This is a genomic window from Terriglobales bacterium, assembly GCA_035691485.1.
Taxonomy (GTDB): domain Bacteria; phylum Acidobacteriota; class Terriglobia; order Terriglobales; family Acidobacteriaceae; genus JAIQGF01.
On record DASSIZ010000118.1, the window covers coordinates 1 to 18,989 of the forward strand.

Consider the following 18,989-nt stretch of genomic DNA (forward strand, 5'->3'; position numbering starts at 1 on the left):
GAACGGAGACCCCTGCGCCGCTCCCGCCCGCCGCGGCGCCGATTACTGCGTCTTTCATGCCGGCGCTCACGGCAAGCCCGACCTCAACCTGCGCATGGTCGAGGACGCCATGAGCCTGCAATACGCTCTCTTCCAGGTCATTCGTTTCCTCGCCGAAAAAGAGGTCGACACCAAGCGCGCTGCCCTCATGCTCTACGCGCTGCAGATTGCCAGCTCCAACCTCAAGCACCTGCGCGAGGAAACGGCCGGTATTGCCGACCGCCATGACATCGCGCGCGAAAAATCCTTCCTCCAGGAGCTCCTCGAAGTCCTCAAGCTGCCTCCCAGCGAAGCCGAACAGGCAGTGGAAGAGTTCGACCGCATCGCCGAAGGCAAGCCCGCCCGCGACCCCAACCAGGTCTTTGACATCCAAGCGTGCGCCGCCGGCGCCATCACCAAGCCTGCTCACTGGTCCGCCAAACGAATGCGCCCGGCGGGCTCGGGGCGTGCCGCACCCATATCATGTTCCTGCTAATCTGATATGTAGATGGATCTGCAGGCCAAAATCCGTTCCTTGCCTACCCGCGCCGGCGTCTACCTGTATAAGAACGCCGAAGGCGAGGTCATCTATGTCGGCAAGGCGAAGCAGCTGCGGAACCGGGTGCGCAGCTACTTTGTCGAGGGCCGGGCCGAGGACGCGAAAACCGGCAGCCTGCTGCGCGAAGCGGTGGACGTCGACTACATCGTTGTCGACAACGAGCACGAGGCGCTGGCGCTTGAGAACAACCTGATCAAGCAGAAGAAACCGCGCTTCAATATTCTCCTGCGCGACGACAAGAGTTACCCGTATGTGAAGCTCACGCTGGGGGAACGTTTTCCGCGGGTATTTGTCACGCGCCGGTTGAAGAAAGACGGCAGCCAGTATTACGGCCCGTATTTCCCCGCCAATTTGGCGTACCGGATCGTGGACCTGGTCCACCGCCACTTCTTGGTTCCGAGCTGCAAAGTTGATCTCAGCCGTTTCCATCCCCGCCCGTGCTTGCAGTACTACATCGGCCGTTGCCTGGGGCCGTGCGTGCAAGGGCTGACCACGCCCGGCGCTTACGAGGAAGCGGTTCGCGACGTCAAACTGTTCCTGGAGGGACGGCAGACGGAACTCTCGCGTTCTCTGCTGCGGCGGATGGAAGCCGCGGCGGAAAACCAGCAGTACGAACTGGCGGCCAAGTATCGCGACCTGATTTCCACCGTCGAGCAGTTGCAGGACAAGCAGCGCATGGCGGCGGCGGAAGGCAGTGACGCCGACGTCTTCGGCTATCACTGGGAGAACCAGATGCTGGCCGTCAACCTGTTTCACATGCGCGGCGGCAAAGTGCTCGACCGGCGCGAATTTTTCTGGGAAGACCTGCCCTTCCCCGGGGATGGAGCGCGCTCGCCCTCGACCGCGGAAAACCACGGCAATTTCAACCCGGGCGAATTCTTCTCTGCCCTTCTCAAGCAGGTGTACATCGATCAACAGTACGTGCCGCGGGAAATCTTCGTGCCGGTGGACTTTGAAGATCGCGAGAGCCTGGAAGAGCTGCTGTCGGCGAACTGCGGGCACAAGGTGCACATCAACGTTCCGCTGCGCGGCGAAAAGCGCTCCTTGATTGACCTGGCCGGGCAGAACGCCAAGCAGTCCTTCGACCAGCGCTTCCGGGTGATGAAACCGGCCGCCAAGGTGATCCAGGAGTCGCTGCAGGACGTAATGATGCTGCCGGAGTTGCCGCGGCGCATCGAGTGCTTCGACATCTCCCACATCCAGGGCGCCGAAACGGTGGCGTCGATGGTGGTGTGGGAAGACGGGAAGATGAAGAAGAGCGATTACCGCAAGTTCATTATCCGTTCGGTGGCGGGTGTGGACGACTTCGCTTCCATGCGCGAAGTGGTGACGCGCCGCTACAAGCGCGTGCAGGAAGAAAAAGCCAAAATGCCAAGCCTGATATTGATCGACGGCGGCATCGGGCAACTGCACGCGGCGGCCGAGGCGCTGGAGTCGCTGCAGATCACGAACCAGCCCCTGGCCTCCATCGCCAAGCGCGAGGAGATCATTTATGTCCACGGCCAGGAAGACGAGCCGGTGGTGCTCGACCACCATTCGCCGGTGCTGCACCTGGTGCAGTTGATCCGCGATGAAGCGCACCGCTTCGCCGTGACCTTTCATCGCAAGCGGCGCGAGATGCGCGACCGCAGAACCGAATTACTGGAGATTCCAGGCGTCGGCGAGCGAACCACGCGTCGCCTGCTGCAGCATTTCGGCAGCGTGCAGGCGATAAAAGATGCGGACCAGGCAGCCCTCTCGGCGGTGGTGAGCAAACCCCAGGCAGAGGCAATCCTGCAACACTTCAAGGATGGCTCTTAGCCTTGACCCTGGCGCCGTTGGCCTTGTGAGTTGTTTCAAAACTACCCTCCTGTCTCCCCTCCTAAATCGTGAGCTGGAGCGCGATTGAGGCAAACCAGCGGCCACTGCTTACTTCCAACCAGCTAAGGCGCGCGCCCTGCATTCATGGGGTAGCGCGCGTATCGAGAGAGGGAGCGAATGATGAAGAAACTGGGAATCGTAAGTTTTGTAATTTTGTGTTCTCTGCTGCTGGCAGCCGGGTGCAGCCACAAACCGGCAACAGCGGCTACGCCGCAGGGCACCGACACGCAGGCGGCGCAGGTCTCTGACCGCGTCGACATGGCGGCCAACGACCTGAACGCGCTGGTCAACGCGCCGGACAGCAGCATTCCCGCGGAAATCATGTCGAAAGCGAAATGTGTCGCCGTGATTCCTGACATGGTAAAGGGTGGGTTCGTGTTTGGCGGGCAGCATGGCCGAGGACTGGCAAGCTGCCGTAACGCTAACGGCTGGAGCGCGCCCGCTCCGGTGGCCTTGAGCGGCGGAAGCTGGGGAGCGCAGATCGGCGTGCAGTCTGCCGACGTGGTGCTGGTTTTCATGAATGACCACGCGCTGGCCGATTTGCTCAGCGACAAGGTGAAGTTGGGCGCGGATGCCTCCATCGCCGCCGGCCCGGTGGGACGCCATGCGGAAGCGGCCACCGACGTGGCAATGAAGTCGGAGATTCTTAGCTATTCCCGCACCAAGGGACTGTTCGCCGGCCTGACGCTCAACGGCGCCAAGGTCTCGCAGGACATGGATACCACGGCTGCGCTCTACGGGCGGCAGGTGGGGTTCCGGGAAATTCTGTCGGGACAAGTGCAAACGCCGGCGGTGGCAGCAAAGTTTACCGACGCCGTGCGCCGGGATTTCTCCGAGGCTGTCGCCAAGGAGTAACCGAACTTTCGTGAACAACCGAACCAAAGGTAGAGAGGAGCTGCGTGAACAGCTCCTCTTTTCTTTGACTCACTGATCTTGACGCACTGAGGTCGAGGTGTCGCCCAGAGATGAGCGCGCGCAGCCGCTCAGATAGCGCGCAGCGCGGTTTCCAGGTCGGAGATGATGTCGTCCACATCTTCGATTCCGACAGAAATGCGGACCATGCCGTCGGTAATGCCGATGGCGCGCCGTCCCTTCGCCCCGAGCGCGGCGTGCGTCATGGTGGCGGGATGCGAGATCAGGGTCTCCACGCCGCCCAGCGATTCACCGAGCGTAAGCGTGCCACCTGATTTTTTCAGCAGGCGCTTGGCATTGCCGAGAGAGCCAGTTTCAAACGTGATCATGGAGCCGAAACCGGTCATCTGGTGGCTTGCAAGATCGTGCTGCGGGTGATTTGGCAGCCCCGGATAAAAAACAGCCCTGACTTTGCGGTGCTGCGCCAGGTGCGCTGCGATCTGCCGGCCGTTTTCGTCGTGGCGCCGCATGCGGACGGCGAGCGTCTTGACGCCGCGCAATACCAGCCAGCATTCGAAGGGTGACAGGATGGCTCCCGCCGATTTCTGAATGAAGGCGAGCTGCTCGGCCTGCTCCGCTGTGGTGCAGACGACAACGCCGCCCAGCCCGTCGCTGTGCCCGTTGAGGAATTTCGTGGTGGAGTGGACCACCATGTCGGCGCCCAGTTCGATGGGGCGCTGAAAGTATGGCGACATGAAGGTGTTGTCCACGATGACCTCGGCGCGGCGGCGATGCGCGAGGGCGGAGATGGCAGCCAGGTCGCTGATCGTCATGAGCGGGTTGGTCGGGGTCTCGACGTAAACGTAACGCGTGTTTTTCCGGATGGCGCGCTCGACCGCGCGCAAGTCGGAGGTATCGACGTAGGTAAATTCCAGCCCGAAGTTGGCGAGGATCTGGTTGAACAGGCGCGGTACGCCGCCGTAGACATTGTCGGAGCAGACCACGTGGTCGCCGGACTTCATCATGGTGCAGATGGCGTTGATGGCAGCCATGCCGCTGGAAAAAACGCGCGCCGCGCTGCCGCCCTCGAGCGCCGCGAGGTTCTCCTGCAAGCGGTCGCGCGTGGGATTGGTGACGCGCGCGTACTCGTAGCCGAGCCGCGGCTTGCCCAGCTCATCCTGGACGTAAGTCGAGGTCGCAAAAATGGGAAAGGAGACAGCGCCGGTGCGCGGCTCCGGTTCCTGCCCGGCATGGATGGCGGTGGTGGAAAAGCCGCGGGAAATTTTGTTGGCCATAAGGCGTCCTTGAAAGATATGAGCGACGGATTGAGTTTGAAAGGCTTGAACTTGGCGTGAGCACCAGCCAACCCAGGGACCCTTCGACTCGGGCCTTCGCCCTCGCTCAGGGTGACACTGTTCTAGAGCGGTTACGGTCCTTCAAAAATATTCTTGGACAAATATCGTTCGGCGGAATCGGGGATCACCGTGACCACGCGCTTGCCGGCGCCCAATTTTTTCGCGACCTCGATGGTCGCCCACACCGCCGCGCCGCCGCTGGAGCCGGCAAACACGCCTTCCTCGCGCGCCAGGCGGCGAGTCATCTCAAAGGCTTCCGGATCTTTCGCCGTGATAATGCCGTCGGCCAGGTTCATGTGCGCCGTTTCCGGGATGAAGCTGGAGCCGATGCCTTCCACCTTGTGATCTCCGGGCTGGCCGCCGCCGTAGATGGAACCCTGCGATTCGACCAGGTACGCGAGCGCGCGCGGGTTGCGCTCCTTTATGAATCTGGCCACGCCGGTGAAGGTGCCGCCGGTGCCAGCGCCCAGTACGACGGCGTCGACTTTCTCCCGCATCTGCTGCCAGATTTCGCGCCCGGTGGTTTCGTAGTGGTAGTCGGGGTTGGCCTGGTTGGAAAATTGTCCGGCCAGGAATGAGCCGGGAATTTTCGCCGCCAGTTCCTGTGCCCGGCGGATGGCGCCGGCCATGCCTTCGTCATCCGGAGTGCGGATCACCTCCGCGCCGAGCGCCTGCATGAGCACGACTTTTTCCTTCGCGAATTTTTGGGGAATGCAGACGATGACCCGGTATCCGCGGTTGATTCCGATGAGCGCCAGCCCGATGCCGGTATTGCCGGCGGTCGCTTCCAGGATCGTGTCGCCGGCGTGCAGCCGGCCTTCCTGTTCCGCGCGCTTGATGATGCCGACGGCAGCGCGGTCCTTGATGCTGCCGCCGGGATTCAGGTATTCCAGCTTGGCGTATACTTCGCCCGCGCCGGCGGGAGGAACCTTGCGCAAGTGCAGCAGCGGCGTTTCGCCGACCAGCTCCGTGATGTCCTCGGCGACACGCAGGCGGGCGGCTTGTTGGAGCGTCATGGGAGGCACTGGACAGAGTAAGAGAGGCGCGGGGGCGAGTCAAATGCATTGATGAATGACGACTGACGACGGAATTCAAATTGGAAACTCGAGAATGGAAAGTTTTACCGCGGTGCTTGGAGTCAATTTCAAATCTTCAAATTTCAAATTTCCATTTTTAAATCTCCGATCGGCATCAAAAGCTACTCCGCCACCGGAAACTGCTCGCCCGCAGCGGTGTCATAGAAATCGGCGAGGTCGGCGTGGCCGGCCAGCGTCTCACGCTCCTTTCCATCGACCAGGATCTTCACCCGGATCATGCCGGGAAAGTTTGCCGCCAGCGTGCGCGCCATGGAGGCGACGGTCAGTTGCTCGACGAGGATGCCGGAGCGATGCGATTCGGCGAAGGCGGCATTGGTGTCCACGATGGCCATGTTGGGCTGGACCAGGAAGACGTATTTGACGTCGGCGCCGCTGCCCAGCGGGTGCGGCGAATTTTTCTGCAAATAAACCGAGAAGAGCGCACGCAGGATCTGGCGAGCGCGTTCGTTGGCGTCGGCGGGAACAGCGATGGCCGTGCTTTCGCGATGAAGCATGCCGTCATGATCACTGGCGACGAAGAGCGTGACGCGCTCCGCGGGGCCGGAAATCGGGGCCGTGATGGGACGCGTATCCAGCGCGCGCACCGGCAGCCGCTCCGCCTGGCGCTTCAAGCGCAAAGCGTAATAACCCATGGCGGCGACTCCGACCGCCAGCACCACGAGCAGGATTTTCACGCGCCGCGTCATTGCTCGCCTCCTGGAGGTGCGGAGTGCGATGCCGCCGTCTTCGACGCCGCTGCAATTCCGTCGGCAATGGCGGCACAGACCGATTGCTGGTAGTTGACGCTCATCAGGCTACCCACGTCCGAGGCCGGCGGCATCAACTCGAGGGCAATGGCTGTCGCGGAAACGTTGTTCAACGGACGCAACAAGACGGGCGCGCTGCCAACAGGAATCGTGCGCTTGGCAATCTCGGCGACCACGCTGCCCGCCAGCGCGCGGCTTCCCTCCAGAAACGCGCCCTGCGCCGTGTCCCACGGGAGAAAGCTGCCCGGCCGCGGCACGCTCTCGCCGAGTTGTGCCGTGTAAACACGGACGCCGGTACCGACGCTTCCGGCATGCAGCGTGAGGAACACCAGAGGCCGCGCCGCGTTGGCCAGCGACGCGCGCTGGTCGGAGGTCAGCGAGATATCGCTGTCGCGCAACAGGGTGGACGGTATGCCTTTCTGCTCGAGCGCGGCGCGCAACCTCCGCGCAAATGCAAGCGTGACATCCTTTTCAGCCAGCGTTTCCGAGAGGGCGGCGCCACGGTCGTCGCCGCCGTGGCCGGGATCGATGATCACGGTAGCGCGAGGATGCGCAGCCGGAGCAACTTGCGGACCGGCGGCGGTCTGAGGCGTTGCGGTGGCGGGAGCTCGCGGCTCCGGAGCCGGCGGTGGAGGCGGAGGCGCAGCCTGTGCGCGCACCGGCATCGGCGCAATGGTGATGGTCCTATTCTGATCGCTGACAGTCGCCAGCAATGGAACCCCGCCCTGGATGGCGAATTCGGCGACGCTATCGTGCTCGGAAAAGGTCGTGGAGTGGATGGTCTTGTCGTCAAAGGTATGGGTGACATTGGACCCGACCACGGGATCCCGCGTGAAAGTGATGTGGACTTTGCTTGCGTCGCTCGTGATGGCAGGGTTCACGGGCGCGGAAAAATGCAGGACCAGCTTGCCGGAGGCAGGCTCCAATTCGGCGGTGAACCCGGTTGCCGCGCCGCCGATGAAGACACGCCGCCCCGGCTCGCGCACGTCAACCGCGGTGGGCAGGAGCCGCGACAAAATCCGGCCGAGAGAATGCAGCGGTACCAGCCCGCGCCCGTTTTCCAGGATGAAGGGGCCGGTAAGGTCAATGTTCTTGCGGTTGACCTTGGCCTTGTTTTTTTCGATCTTGAATTCCGACTGGGTGCGATTGAACTCGACTTTCCATTTGTCGCCATCGCGGCGGGCGGAGGTGGAACCGAGCGGGCCCAGCACGTCGAGCAGAGCAACGTAATCGCGTCCCTCACGCTCGGAAAGCGTGACCCAGAAATATGTTTGCGGCGTGTAGACACTGAGACGCTTGTCGTCAGCGGCGGTCGCGGTCAGGGAGGCTACGACAAGAACGATCGCGACGAGATTACGGCAGGGTTTCACGGTGTGGGGAAATCTTAACGCAGTTTATCGCTCGTTAAGAGGGCGGAGGGGCTACAGAATTTTAACGGAGTCCTCACGTGCGACTCGGGCTGACGCCCTCGCAAAACGGCGTGTCGGCTCTCGGGAAATTTGTTTGGGCGCCTACCCACGGCTCACGCCGTGGGCTGGAATTGTGCCGGCCTCGCTTCGCTCGGGCTGGGGTTGTGCGTCACTTCGATGTGCGGAAGTGTGTCAACAAAAGCATAGATCCTGGGCTTTGCCCAGAGGGGTTGGGTTCAGGGATTGGAATGCCTGTTAGCGGTTGGCGGTGCGGGCGGAGTAGGGGTCCTTCGACTCGGGCGTGCGCCCTCGCTCAGGATGACAACTTTTTATTGTTTGTCATTACTCAAGATGCGGGATGACTTCAACAAACCCTAGATCTTCGACTCGGGCTGACGCCCTCGCGGACGGCGTATCGGCGCTGAAGGGGCTCGGGATATTTGCTTGGGCGCCTACCCACGGCTCACGCCGTGGGCTGGAATTGTGCCGGCCTCGCTTCGCTCGGGCTGGGGTTGACTTCGCTCAGGATGACAGGGGTGAGCTCGGGGATTGGAATGCCTCTGCGCGAATGCGACTCGGTACTCAGGTACCTTTCACTCCATCGCATAAATTGCCAGGCCGCTGAGGAGTTTGGGATAGAAGTCGGTGGATTTTTGCGGCAGCACCTCGCCGGCAAAAGCGATGTCCCGCACCTGGTCGACGCGCACCGGGTTTACGAGGAACGCGACATTCGCCCCACCCTGCGCCTGCTGGATGGCCTCGCCGGCCTCGCGCACGTAGCGGATGTTCTGCTGAAGTCGAATGGACTCTTCGGATAAACCGAGCACGTGCTCGAGCAGGATCTTGTGCAGGTGAACGAGGTCAAGCTCGCGCTGGCGCGCCGGTACTCCCGCCAGCACCGAGTCTGCGGCGCCAGGCCGGGCGCGCAGGAGAAACGCCTCGTGCCCGATCACGGCAACGAAGGCGGTTCCCTGCTGGCCGGCGTGATCAAGCAGCGGGAACAGGCGCACCGGATCGGCAGCCGCGGACTGCTCGACCGTGAAGTAGGGAAACGCGCTGCGCAGGAACAGGTCTTTGTCAAACCCGGGCACGCCGCTGATGACGCGGTGCGTGGGCAGGATGAGCAGGCCGGGCGCGTCCATGTTGACGAAGGTCATGATGGCGAAAGCCGATGCTGCATCGGTTTTTCCGCCGGAAGTTGCGCAACGCTCGTCGTGGTAGTCCTGGGCGGTTTCGTAGCGATGGTGGCCGTCGGCAATGATGATCTTTTTATCGGCCATCAGGCCGACCACTTGCCGGACGACGTCGCGCTCGCCGCAACGCGACAGGCGGTGCTCCACGCCGTATTCGTCGCGTACCCGGATTTCGGGAGTGGAGGCCGTCTTCAGCAGCAAGCCATCAATTCTGCCGCGAGGATCGCTGTACAGCATGAAGAGCTGCTCGAATTGAGCGCGCGTGGCCCGCAACAGATCCAACCGGTCCTGCTTGGGCTTGGCATGGGTAAGCTCGTGACGGAAAACGACGGCGTCGGAGTATTCATAAATGCGGCCCAGGGCGATGAAGGCGCGGCGCTCCATCTCCTTGGTCGCACCGGCCGGCGTAAATCGCTGGCAGTAGGTGTAGAGGGAGGGCTCGGGATCGGCGCGCAGTACGCCTTGATCGCGCCACTCGCGAAAATGCTCGGCCGCAGCCTGGTATACGTCGGGTTTTTCGAGCTTGGGGTCGCCCAGGATGATTCGCACCAGGTTGAACGGACTGGCCTGGTAATAGCGCGCCTGCATCTGCGGGGAAATCTTGTCGTAGGGTTGGGTTACGACATCGCCAATGGAAACTCTCGTCGGGTCATAGCGGTAGGCGCGAAACGGTGCGATCTCCATGGGGGGATTCTAGAAGTTATCTCACAAACCAGTCTAACAGCCACGCATGGGTAACCTGAGGGGCTAAAGCCCGCATTTCTTGGCGGCTATGGGCGGCCCGGAAAAAGAACTTGCACATTCGTCCCAGCACTCCAGTGCGGCAAATTCTCATGCTTCCCAAGCTGTGGTAGCATCCAATCTAACGAGGCGAGGTAACCCCGCGATCATTGCGGGTTTGGCAGGTTAGCGACACACCCTCACAAGATTGTTCAAGACTGTGCTCCGGATACGGTCACCATTCGCGGACTGGTCGGATTCTTACCGATGCTTGCGGCTGCTGATATGGGCCGCGGCGCTGATCTTTACGATTGCTCTGCCGGCGCAGATCCAGGATCAAGTGCACGTTGAGCCTCGCTCACGTCCAGCCGACGCGACGAAGCCGGCCAGCGGAAAAATTTCCGATTCAGGTCTGAAGACGCACACCAAGCCGATGCGGGTGGACGTGGACCTGGTGCTGATTCCGGCCACCATCACCGACACCCTGAACCGTCTGGTCACGGGCTTGGAACGCGATAATTTTGAGCTGTTCGAGAATGGCCAGAAGCAGGAAATTCGCCACTTTTCCAGCGAAGACGCGCCCTTGTCGCTGGGCGTGATTTTCGACACCAGCGGCAGCATGAGCAACAAGATTGAGAAGTCCCGGGAGGCGGTGGTCGAGTTCTTTCGCACCGCCAATCCGGAAGACGAATTTTTCATGGTTGCCTTCTCCGAACGGCCGGAACTGGTGAGCGACTTCACTTCGTCGGTGGAAGATATCCAGGGCAAGTTAGTCACCGTGAACCCCAGGGGCCGCACTGCGCTGCTGGACGCGATCTACATGGGGCTGAACAAAATGCGCCACGCACACCAGCAGAAGAAGGCGCTGCTGGTGATCTCCGACGGGGGCGACAATCACAGTCGCTACACGGAGAGCGAGATCAAGAGCCTGGTCAAGGAAGCGGACGTGCAGATGTACGCCATCGGCATCTTTGACTCGACGCCGCGCACCGAAGAGGAGCGGATGGGGCCGACCATGCTGGCTGGCCTGACCGATGTTACTGGCGGGCGGACATTTACCATCGATAATCCGAATGAACTGGCGGATGTGGCGACAAAGATCGGTGTGGAGCTACGCAACCAATACGTGCTCGGATACCGTCCAAAGAATCCAGTGCACGATGGCAAATGGCGAAAAGTGAAAGTAAAGCTGAATCCGCCGAAGGGCTTGCCCCCTCTGCATGTATATGCGAAAACGGGTTACTATGCTCCTACGGAATAAGTTCCTGCTTGTGCTCGTGTCCCTGGTCGCGCTGAGCGCGTTTCTGGGGGCGCAAACGTCTTCGTATCCGAATCAGGCGCCGGCGCAGCCACCGCAGTCCTCCGGACAGCAACCGGGAATCCCCGAGCCGATGCCGGGCGACGCGCCCAACCAGCCGGGAAACACGGTCCAGGTGCCCTCCGGCCGCCAGGCTGGTCAGGAGCCGTCCCGGCAGGAGAATGGCACTTACGTATTCACTGCCAAGGTGGAGGAAGTGGCCCTCCACGCCACCGTGATCGACGATAAGCACCGCCTGGTGACCGGGCTCACCCGGAACGATTTTCAAGTGTTCGAAGACGGGGTGCCGCAGCAGATCCGTTCGTTCCGGCGCGAAGATATTCCGGTGGCGGTAGGGATCGTGATCGACAACTCCGGCTCGATGCGCGACAAGCGTCCGGCGGTGAACCGGGCGGCAGTGAATTTCGTGCGCTCCAGCAATCCGCAGGACGAGGTCTTCATCGTCAATTTTAACGACGAATACTATCTCGACCAGGATTTCACCAACCAGATACCGCAACTGAAAGAAGCACTGGACCGGATTGAGTCGCGCGGCGGGACGGCGCTTTACGACGCCGTGGTTGCGTCGGCGGAGCACCTGAAGAAGAATGCACGCCTGGAAAAGAAAGTGCTGCTGGTGGTAACCGACGGCGAGGACAACGCCAGCCGCGAGTCGCTGGAGCAGGCCATCCGGCGCTTGCAGGCGGAAAATGGCCCGACGGTTTACACCGTCGGCTTGCTGGGTGAAGAAAAACAGCGCCGCGCACGCCGTGCGCTGTCGGAAATGTCAGAGCAGACGGGGGGCGTATCGTTCTTTCCCAAGGACCTCAGCGAAGTGGATTCGATCACGCAAACCGTGGCCCACGACATCCGCAACCAGTACACCATCACCTACAAGCCGACGCGGCCGCAGGCGCAGGGCGGCTATCGGACGATTAAGGTCGATGCCCGCGCACCCGGATACAAGCACCTCATGGTGCGCACCCGCAGCGGGTACTATCCCGGGCAGGAGAGAGCGGCGAAGTAATTGCGGATTTGGAGAATTGAGCGCGCCTGCGGGCGCGCTTCGTTTTTTTTTGTGGTGTTTCAGTCTCTCAGTTCTGTCAGTCTCTCAGTCTGTCAGTCGTTCGCTGGTTGGCCATCGGACAGAGTCACCGACTGAAAGACTCCTACCCCACCGCTGATTTACAATTCCAGCCCCATGGTTTACCGCAGCGACAACCGCACGCCGGAGCAGATGCGGCCGGTGCGCATCGTGCCCGACTTCATTTCGACCGCCGAAGGCTCGGCGCTGATCGAAGTGGGTAACACGCGCGTGATCTGCACCGCTTCGGTGGAGGAGGCGGTGCCTTCGTGGATGCGCAACAGGGGCAAAGGCTGGGTCACCGGAGAGTACGGCATGCTGCCGCGTTCAACCTTGACGCGCACGGCGCGCGAGTCGGCGCGCGGACGCATCGGCGGCCGCACGCATGAAATCCAGCGGCTGATCGGCAGGTCGCTGCGGGCGGTGGTGGATCTTGCCCGCCTGGGAGAGCGCACCATCTGGGTGGATTGCGACGTCATCCAGGCGGACGGGGGAACACGAACCGCCTCCATTACCGGCGCGTTCGTAGCATTCGGGCTTGCCATGCAGAAGCTTGTGGAGGCAGGCACCATGACGCATGCTCCCATCCGCGATTTCGTGGCCGCCACCAGCGTCGGCATCGTGGATGGAGAAATCATGCTCGACCTGGCCTACGAGGAAGATTCCCGCGCCGAGGTGGACATGAACTTCGTCATGACCGGCGCCAAGAAAATGGTTGAGGTGCAGGCCACCGCCGAGCAGCGCCCGTTCGACGACGCGCAGTTGAAGCGCATGGTCGAGTTGGCGAAGCGGGGCGTGGAATCGCTGATCGCCAAGCAGCAGGCGGTGCTGAGCAATCTCCTGTTGAGGCAATGAGACATTTGCCGAACCCGGGCAAATGTGGGCCACCCGCGTCCTCGTGTTCGTATAGAATGGTTCGCTCGTTATCTTGTGGTTTGTGCATGACAGGAGGTGTGGCGTGAAGTTGACTCCAGGAAAACTGTCGGGACTGAGAGCGGTTTCGACCGAGCGCGGAGTGATCGCGGCGGCGGCCATGGACCAGCGTGGGTCGCTACAGAAGTCCCTGGCCAAGGAAAAAGGCGGCGACATCAGCGACCGCGACATGGAAGAGTTCAAATCGCTGGTCACCGAGGTCCTGACCCCGCACGCCAGCGCCATCCTGCTGGATCCGGAGTGGGGCCTGCCGGCATCCAAGCGCCGCAGCCGCAATGCGGGCCTGCTGCTGGCGTACGAGAAAACCGGGTATGACAAGACCGGCCCGGGCCGCCTTCCCGACCTGTTGGATCACTGGTCGGTGCGCCGGCTGAAGGAGAGCGGCGCCGACTGCTGCAAGATCCTGCTGTACTACACCCCGTTTGATCCCAAGGCGATCAATGACCAGAAGCACGCCTGGGTGGAACGCATCGGCGACGAGTGCCGCGCCAACGACATTCCGTTTTTCCTCGAGTTCGTGGTCTACGAGGAAGGCGCCGACGAGAAAGGCTTCGAGTTCGCCAAGAAGAAGCCCGAGGCGGTGCGCGCTTCCATGGCGGAGTTCACCAAGGATCGTTATGGCGTCGACGTGATGAAGGTGGAAGTGCCGGTCAACATGAAGTTCGTGGAAGGGGCGCGCGCCAACGCCGGCCAGAAGGCGTATTCCAAGCAGGAAGCGATGAATCTTTTCCGCGAGGCAGCCCACGCGGCCACCAAGCCGTTCATCTATCTTTCCGCAGGCGTCAGCAATGCCGAGTTCACGGAGGCGCTGGAACTGGCGGCAGAAGCGGGCGTGAAGTTCAACGGCGTGCTATGCGGGCGCGCCACCTGGAAAGAAGGCATTCCGGTATATGCCAAGCAGGGCGCGGAGGCCTTCCGCAAATGGCTGCAGAGTGAGGGCGTTAAAAACATCAGCAACGTCAACGAGAGACTGAAGGCGGCGACGTCGTGGTTCGACCTTTACGGAGTGCAGGCGGAATTGGCAAAAGCGTAAGAGCAGTGATGGGTAGTGATTAGTGGCTAGGGACCAGGAGTAAGGGCGCGGGCAAGATGCCGCGCCTTTTGTCTTTGGAGCCTCAAGGGCTAAAGCCCGCATTTCCTGGCGGCGATGGGCGGCACGGCTGAAGCCGTGCCCTTCGCAAAACCATGGCTATTCAGTTCACTCCTGCACCTTGCGAGCTGTGACTTGCCTAACCTCGCGCATGGGTGTATACACCTGAGTCGCCAGCACGACAGGCGCGTGGGGCGCTGTCACGCGATCGGGTTACCCCAAATCAGACTTGCCATCGGGGGTGTGCGATGGAGCGTGTCCAGTTTATCGAGCACGATGGTGTGCAGGTGCTGTTGGTCGACTGCAGCAACTGCGGACCGCAAGAACTCAACCAAATTTTCGACCAGGCCCAGCAGGTGGTGATGTCGCAGCCGCCGCATTCGGTGCTGACGCTTTGCGACTTCACCGGCGCGGAGTTTGACAAGAAAGCCGCCGATCACATGAAGGTGGCAGCGACCTACGACCGCTCCTATGTGAAGCGTTCCGCCATCGTCGGCGAAGACATGCCCGATGTCTACTACCGCAACCTGGTGTCTTTCTCGGCGCGCGAATTCCCCATGTTCAAAACGCGCGAGGAGGCACTGGACTGGCTGGTGTCGCAGCGAACAGAGCGCGCCGCCGGATAAACATGATCGCTCCGCCGGTGCTGCGGCAACTCTACGATTACAACTACTGGGCACGCGACCGCCAACTCGACGCCTGCCGCAAGTTGAGCGAAGAGCAATTCACGCGCAAGCTGGGCGGAAGTTTTGCGTCGATACGCGACACGCTGACGCACGTTGCCGGCGCCGAGTGGATCTGGTGCGAGCGTTGGAACGGCCGCTCGCCGCGCATCTTTCCCAAGGGAGAGCAGTTTTCCAACCTGGGTGCAGTTGAGAAGTACTGGCGCGGGGTGGAGCAGGATGTGCGCGCGTTCCTCGGATCGGTCTCGGAGCCGGCGTTGCTGAAGCCGCTGACCTACACCAACATGGCCGGCGAGCGGTGGACATACCCGCTGTGGCAGGCCATGTTCCACCTGGTAAATCACGGGACGTATCACCGCGGGCAGGTAACAACCTTGCTGCGGCAGCTCGGCGCGGAAGCTGAGGCGGTGGATTTCCTGGTTATGGTCGATCGCGAACCGGCGGCGAAAGGCAAGTAGTCGCGGGCGAGGTCGCCCGTGCACTACGGACGATCAGACAACTGCCTCGGCGAAGCGCCGGTGCCTTCTATTTTGCTCTGCTATTCCCACTCGATGGTGCCCGGCGGTTTGCTGGTGATGTCGTACACCACGCGATTGATTCCCTTCACCTCGTTGACCAGGCGGGTGGAGATGCGCTTGATCACCTTCCACCGAAGTTCGACGACGTCGGCGGTCATGCCGTCTTCCGAGTGCACGGCGCGAATGGCGCAGGTGTAAGCGTAGGTTCGCTGGTCACCCATCACGCCGACCGACATGACCGGCAGCAGCACCGCGAACGATTGCCAGATCTTGGTGTACAGTCCGGCGGCCTTGATTTCGCTGACCACGATGTCGTCCGCCTGCTGCAGGATAGCAATGCGCTCGGGCGTGACCTCGCCCAGGATGCGCACCGCCAAACCCGGTCCGGGAAACGGCTGGCGCTGAAGAATATCTTCCGGCATCCCGAGATCGCGGCCGATGCGGCGGACTTCGTCCTTGAACAGATCTTTGAGCGGCTCAATCAGCTTCAGCCGCATTTTTTCCGGCAGCCCTCCGACATTGTGGTGTGACTTGATGGTTTGCGACGGCCCGCGCACGGAACGCGATTCAATCACATCGGGATAAAGCGTGCCCTGCACCAGGAACTCCGGCTCCTTGCCCTCGGTGGAGCGCCGGTCGCGAACAACAATCTTGGAGGCCTCTTCTTCAAACACGACGATGAACTCATTGCCGATGATGCGGCGCTTCTTCTCCGGATCAGTGACCCCTGCAAGCTTGGCCAGAAAACGCCGCGAAGCATCCACCGCCACCACTTGGAGCCCCAGCTGCCGCAGGTTATTCTGGACTTTCTCAAATTCATTCATGCGCAACACGCCGTTGTTGACGAAGACGCAGGTCAAGCGGTCGCCGATGGCGCGCGCTACCAGCGTGGCCGCCACCGAGGAATCCACCCCGCCGGAAAGGGCGCAAATGGCGTGCGCCCTGGGGCCAACTGCTTCCCGGATGTTGGCGACCGTTTCGTCAATGAAGCGTTGCGGAGTCCAGTTCGGGGTTGCGCCGCAAATATCGAGAACAAAATTCTTCAGGATGTTGGCGCCTTGAGGTGTGTGGTGTACCTCGGGATGAAACTGCACCGCGTAGTAGCGGCGCGCGGGGTCCTCCATCGCGGCCAGCGCGGTCGAACTGCGCGCGACCTGCTGGAAGCCGGCGGGCAGCTCGCGCGCCATGTCCCCGTGCGACATCCAGACTTTGATCTTGTGCGGGATGTTTTTGAACAGGGGCGATTCGCTTTCGATCTTCACCTCGGCGTGGCCGTACTCGCGTTTATTGCCGGGAACCACCTTGCCGCCGAGCGTATGCGCCATGTAATGCAGCCCGTAACAGATTCCGAGCGCCGGCACACCGAGATCGAGGACGCGCTTGTCGGCGGGCGGAGCGTCGTGGTCATAGACCGAGCACGGGCCGCCGGACAGAATGATTCCCACCGGGCCGTAAGTTTTGATTTCGTCCAGGGGCGCGGTGCAGGGGAGCACGACCGAGAAAACATTGTGTTCGCGGATGCGGCGCGCGATGAGCTGCGTGTACTGCGAACCGAAGTCGAGGATGACGATGGATTGGTGTTGCACTTTGTAATGTCTCAGAATCCAGCCGAGGTGTAAAGAAGTTCGCTATCAGGTTATAGCAGCCGGCACTCAGCCGTCAGCACTCAACCGTTGTGACCGGCGGGCGGAAGCGAGGCGGAGAGAAATGACTCGGGCACAGGTGATGGCATGCTGATCGCGGAGAGCGCGCTTTGGTTCAAACTGACGAAAGCGGCCAGGCGAGCGATGTAGAGAAAATCGGCGACAGCAAAGTAAACCAGAGCGATGACAACATTCATCGCTACGGCCGCGGCGGGAGAGGCTTGCGAAGCGATCAGCGCCGCCACGATTGCTGCAACCAGGGCGAGAGCGCGTATCAGGCCGAACGAGGTCGCAATGCCGACGTACACGCCCGGGTCGCGCCGGTACAGCTGCAACGAATCGGAAATGGCTGCGAATGCCGGGCGGCCGTCGCGCACGATCCAGACCGGGGCGAGCGCGAGAAACCAATTCACCATCGCCCAAAACAACATCACGACGCTTACCAGCAAGAGGCTAACTCCGGCGGCAGCGGCTGGATTCTGCGCAGCCAAGGCGACTCCGGCGAGCAATACGGCTCCGCAACCGGCAATCAAGGCGGCGATGGTGAAGAGGGCGCGGACTAAATGCAGAAGCAACAGCGGCCCATAGCGCACGGTGCGCCTGCCGGTAGCGCCGGTTGCTGGTTGGTTGGGCTCAACTCCGGCGAAGACCGCCGATTCTTCCGGATTACCAGCTGAGAACAAAGCGTTCAGAGTGATCCCCCGCCCGACGGTCCCCGCGGCGATCCACAACCCGGCAATGGCGGGGACGAGCACGAGGCCCTCTCGCGCTAATTGCGGCAGTACCTGGACGACGATGCGGGCGCAGGCATCGGCAATGAGGAACAGATCGCTGTGGCGAGCGATCAGGAGCTCGAGCTGCGTAACATCAACCCGCGAGAAAACGCGGTGAATGGCGAAAATGACGAGCGCCCATGCCGCGGCGCCGAAAGCCCAGCGCCAGGCGATTTCCGCCAGCGCCATTGCGGGCCTGACAAAAATGGCGCGAAATCCGGCGCGGATGTGCACGAGAGAATTTAACCACAGAACGTCGATAGTCGTTGGTCGATGGCCGCTGAGATTCGGTTTTGCCATCGTCCATCGACAATCGACGTCCGCTCTTAATTTTGGCGTCTCGGCGACTTCTGGCTGAGCACGCTGATCAGCTCTCTACCCGCCGGCGGAGTACTGACTTTGCCGCCCTGAACGATGTCGCTCGCATCCAGCTTCTTGCCGTAGAGATTTCGGTTAGCGCCGCCGTCGGAGCGCAGCGTTGAGCCCTCCAGCGACACGCCCGCGAACAGGCCACGGGAGCGCGAGTAGCTGAGGATTTCGGCGCGCATGATGATGTCGGTTGCGGCAGCGGCGTCGCGGCCCTTCGGTCCGGCGGCAGCGGCGGCGTCGGCGCCCAGTTTCACTTTGCTGGAGAGCACGGAGTCGGCGCCGCGGTCATTCATCACGAGGAGCACGAAATCGGTGGCCTGACCGCCGAGCTGAATCCCGATGTTTCCGCCTTCCAGGGCCATCATCGCAGGCGCGCTCCACGGGCCGGTGTGGTTCTTGCCCGTACGGCAGGTAATCGCGCCGCGTCCATAGCTGCCGCCAACCCCGATCGCGAACTTCAGCACTGAGGGGAAGACGATGACGCATTCCGCCTTGTTCAGTATGTTCTGCGGGACCCCCTCGGGGATGTTGAGAATTTCCTTCATCACCGTGCCCGCTTCCTGCAGGCGTTCCTGTTCTTTGTGTTGCGCGAGGAGGGGAATGGAGAACGACAAAATAACGGCGACAGCAATCAGCTTGCGCACAAGACACCTCGTGGTTCGCTATTGTAGCTGGAAATTAACTCGGCGGAACCGGCAGGGCTAAGCCGTGCCCTTTCAAAGCCTCAGGAGTCAGGCCGCAACTACTTCACAACGATGTTGACCAGCTTGTGAGGCACCACGATCGCCTT

The 18,989-nt window shown here is 61.6% G+C and carries 17 protein-coding genes; 9 read left to right on the top strand and 8 right to left on the bottom strand.

The features are described from left to right. The 3 genes from VFI82_15475 to VFI82_15485 all read left to right on the top strand — a co-directional run. The coding region (locus VFI82_15475; protein ID HET7186086.1) for a hypothetical protein at positions 1–514 on the top strand (514 nt) is incomplete at its 5' end. Between the two features lie 12 nt (positions 515–526). Then, positions 527–2,377, top strand: a complete 1,851-nt coding sequence (uvrC, locus tag VFI82_15480; GenBank protein ID HET7186087.1) for an excinuclease ABC subunit UvrC — start codon at positions 527–529, stop codon at positions 2,375–2,377. 180 nt (positions 2,378–2,557) lie between these two features. Continuing rightward, on the top strand, positions 2,558–3,292 hold the full coding sequence (locus VFI82_15485; protein HET7186088.1) for a lipid-binding SYLF domain-containing protein: 735 nt from the start codon (positions 2,558–2,560) through the stop codon (positions 3,290–3,292). A 128-nt stretch (positions 3,293–3,420) separates the two neighbouring features. Here VFI82_15485 and VFI82_15490 read toward each other — a convergent pair whose 3' ends face one another. The 5 genes from VFI82_15490 to VFI82_15510 all read right to left on the bottom strand — a co-directional run bounded on the left by VFI82_15490 (position 3,421) and on the right by VFI82_15510 (position 9,773). After that, a complete protein-coding gene (locus VFI82_15490) occupies positions 3,421–4,584 on the bottom strand; it encodes a PLP-dependent aspartate aminotransferase family protein (GenBank protein ID HET7186089.1) in 1,164 nt (387 codons plus the stop codon). 131 nt (positions 4,585–4,715) lie between these two features. Next, a complete protein-coding gene (gene cysK / locus VFI82_15495; protein ID HET7186090.1) occupies positions 4,716–5,660 on the bottom strand; it encodes a cysteine synthase A in 945 nt (314 codons plus the stop codon). A 182-nt stretch (positions 5,661–5,842) separates the two neighbouring features. Next, the gene (locus VFI82_15500; GenBank protein ID HET7186091.1) at positions 5,843–6,427 is read right to left on the bottom strand and encodes a GerMN domain-containing protein; all 585 of its coding nucleotides are present in this window, start codon (positions 6,425–6,427) and stop codon (positions 5,843–5,845) included. Further along, complete coding sequence (locus tag VFI82_15505; protein ID HET7186092.1) at positions 6,424–7,857, bottom strand: N-acetylmuramoyl-L-alanine amidase; 1,434 nt, start codon at positions 7,855–7,857, stop codon at positions 6,424–6,426. Before VFI82_15505 ends, VFI82_15500 begins: the two co-directional genes overlap by 4 nt. Positions 7,858–8,489: 632 nt before the next feature. Then, positions 8,490–9,773, bottom strand: coding sequence for a DUF1015 domain-containing protein (locus VFI82_15510; GenBank protein ID HET7186093.1), 1,284 nt, complete (start codon positions 9,771–9,773; stop codon positions 8,490–8,492). A 307-nt stretch (positions 9,774–10,080) separates the two neighbouring features. Between VFI82_15510 and VFI82_15515 the strand changes: the two genes are divergently transcribed. The 6 genes from VFI82_15515 (at position 10,081) to VFI82_15540 (ending at position 15,354) form a co-directional block, all read left to right on the top strand. Continuing rightward, the gene (locus VFI82_15515; GenBank protein HET7186094.1) at positions 10,081–11,070 is read left to right on the top strand and encodes a VWA domain-containing protein; all 990 of its coding nucleotides are present in this window, start codon (positions 10,081–10,083) and stop codon (positions 11,068–11,070) included. Beyond that, a complete protein-coding gene (locus VFI82_15520; GenBank protein ID HET7186095.1) occupies positions 11,054–12,133 on the top strand; it encodes a VWA domain-containing protein in 1,080 nt (359 codons plus the stop codon). The genes VFI82_15515 and VFI82_15520 overlap by 17 nt, the downstream gene beginning before the upstream one ends. A 174-nt stretch (positions 12,134–12,307) precedes the next feature. Next, positions 12,308–13,045 (top strand): ribonuclease PH, encoded by a 738-nt coding sequence (gene rph / locus VFI82_15525; GenBank protein HET7186096.1) that lies wholly within the window; start codon positions 12,308–12,310, stop codon positions 13,043–13,045. A gap of 103 nt (positions 13,046–13,148) precedes the next feature. Then, positions 13,149–14,156, top strand: coding sequence for a tagatose 1,6-diphosphate aldolase (locus VFI82_15530; GenBank protein ID HET7186097.1), 1,008 nt, complete (start codon positions 13,149–13,151; stop codon positions 14,154–14,156). A gap of 305 nt (positions 14,157–14,461) precedes the next feature. Further along, the gene (locus tag VFI82_15535) at positions 14,462–14,839 is read left to right on the top strand and encodes a hypothetical protein (protein ID HET7186098.1); all 378 of its coding nucleotides are present in this window, start codon (positions 14,462–14,464) and stop codon (positions 14,837–14,839) included. Between the two features lie 2 nt (positions 14,840–14,841). Then, entirely contained in the window at positions 14,842–15,354 is a 513-nt protein-coding gene (locus VFI82_15540) for a DinB family protein (GenBank protein ID HET7186099.1), read from the top strand. An 80-nt stretch (positions 15,355–15,434) separates the two neighbouring features. Here the strand turns inward: VFI82_15540 and guaA are convergent, their stop codons facing one another. From guaA to VFI82_15555, 3 genes are all read right to left on the bottom strand, one after another. Continuing rightward, positions 15,435–17,000, bottom strand: coding sequence for a glutamine-hydrolyzing GMP synthase (gene guaA / locus VFI82_15545; protein HET7186100.1), 1,566 nt, complete (start codon positions 16,998–17,000; stop codon positions 15,435–15,437). 80 nt (positions 17,001–17,080) lie between these two features. Beyond that, positions 17,081–18,130: a hypothetical protein gene (locus VFI82_15550; protein ID HET7186101.1), complete on the bottom strand. Its 1,050-nt coding sequence runs from the start codon at positions 18,128–18,130 to the stop codon at positions 17,081–17,083. Positions 18,131–18,156: 26 nt separating this feature from the next. Continuing rightward, positions 18,157–18,843: a lipid-binding SYLF domain-containing protein gene (locus VFI82_15555; GenBank protein HET7186102.1), complete on the bottom strand. Its 687-nt coding sequence runs from the start codon at positions 18,841–18,843 to the stop codon at positions 18,157–18,159. Positions 18,844–18,989: the final 146 nt, after the last annotated feature.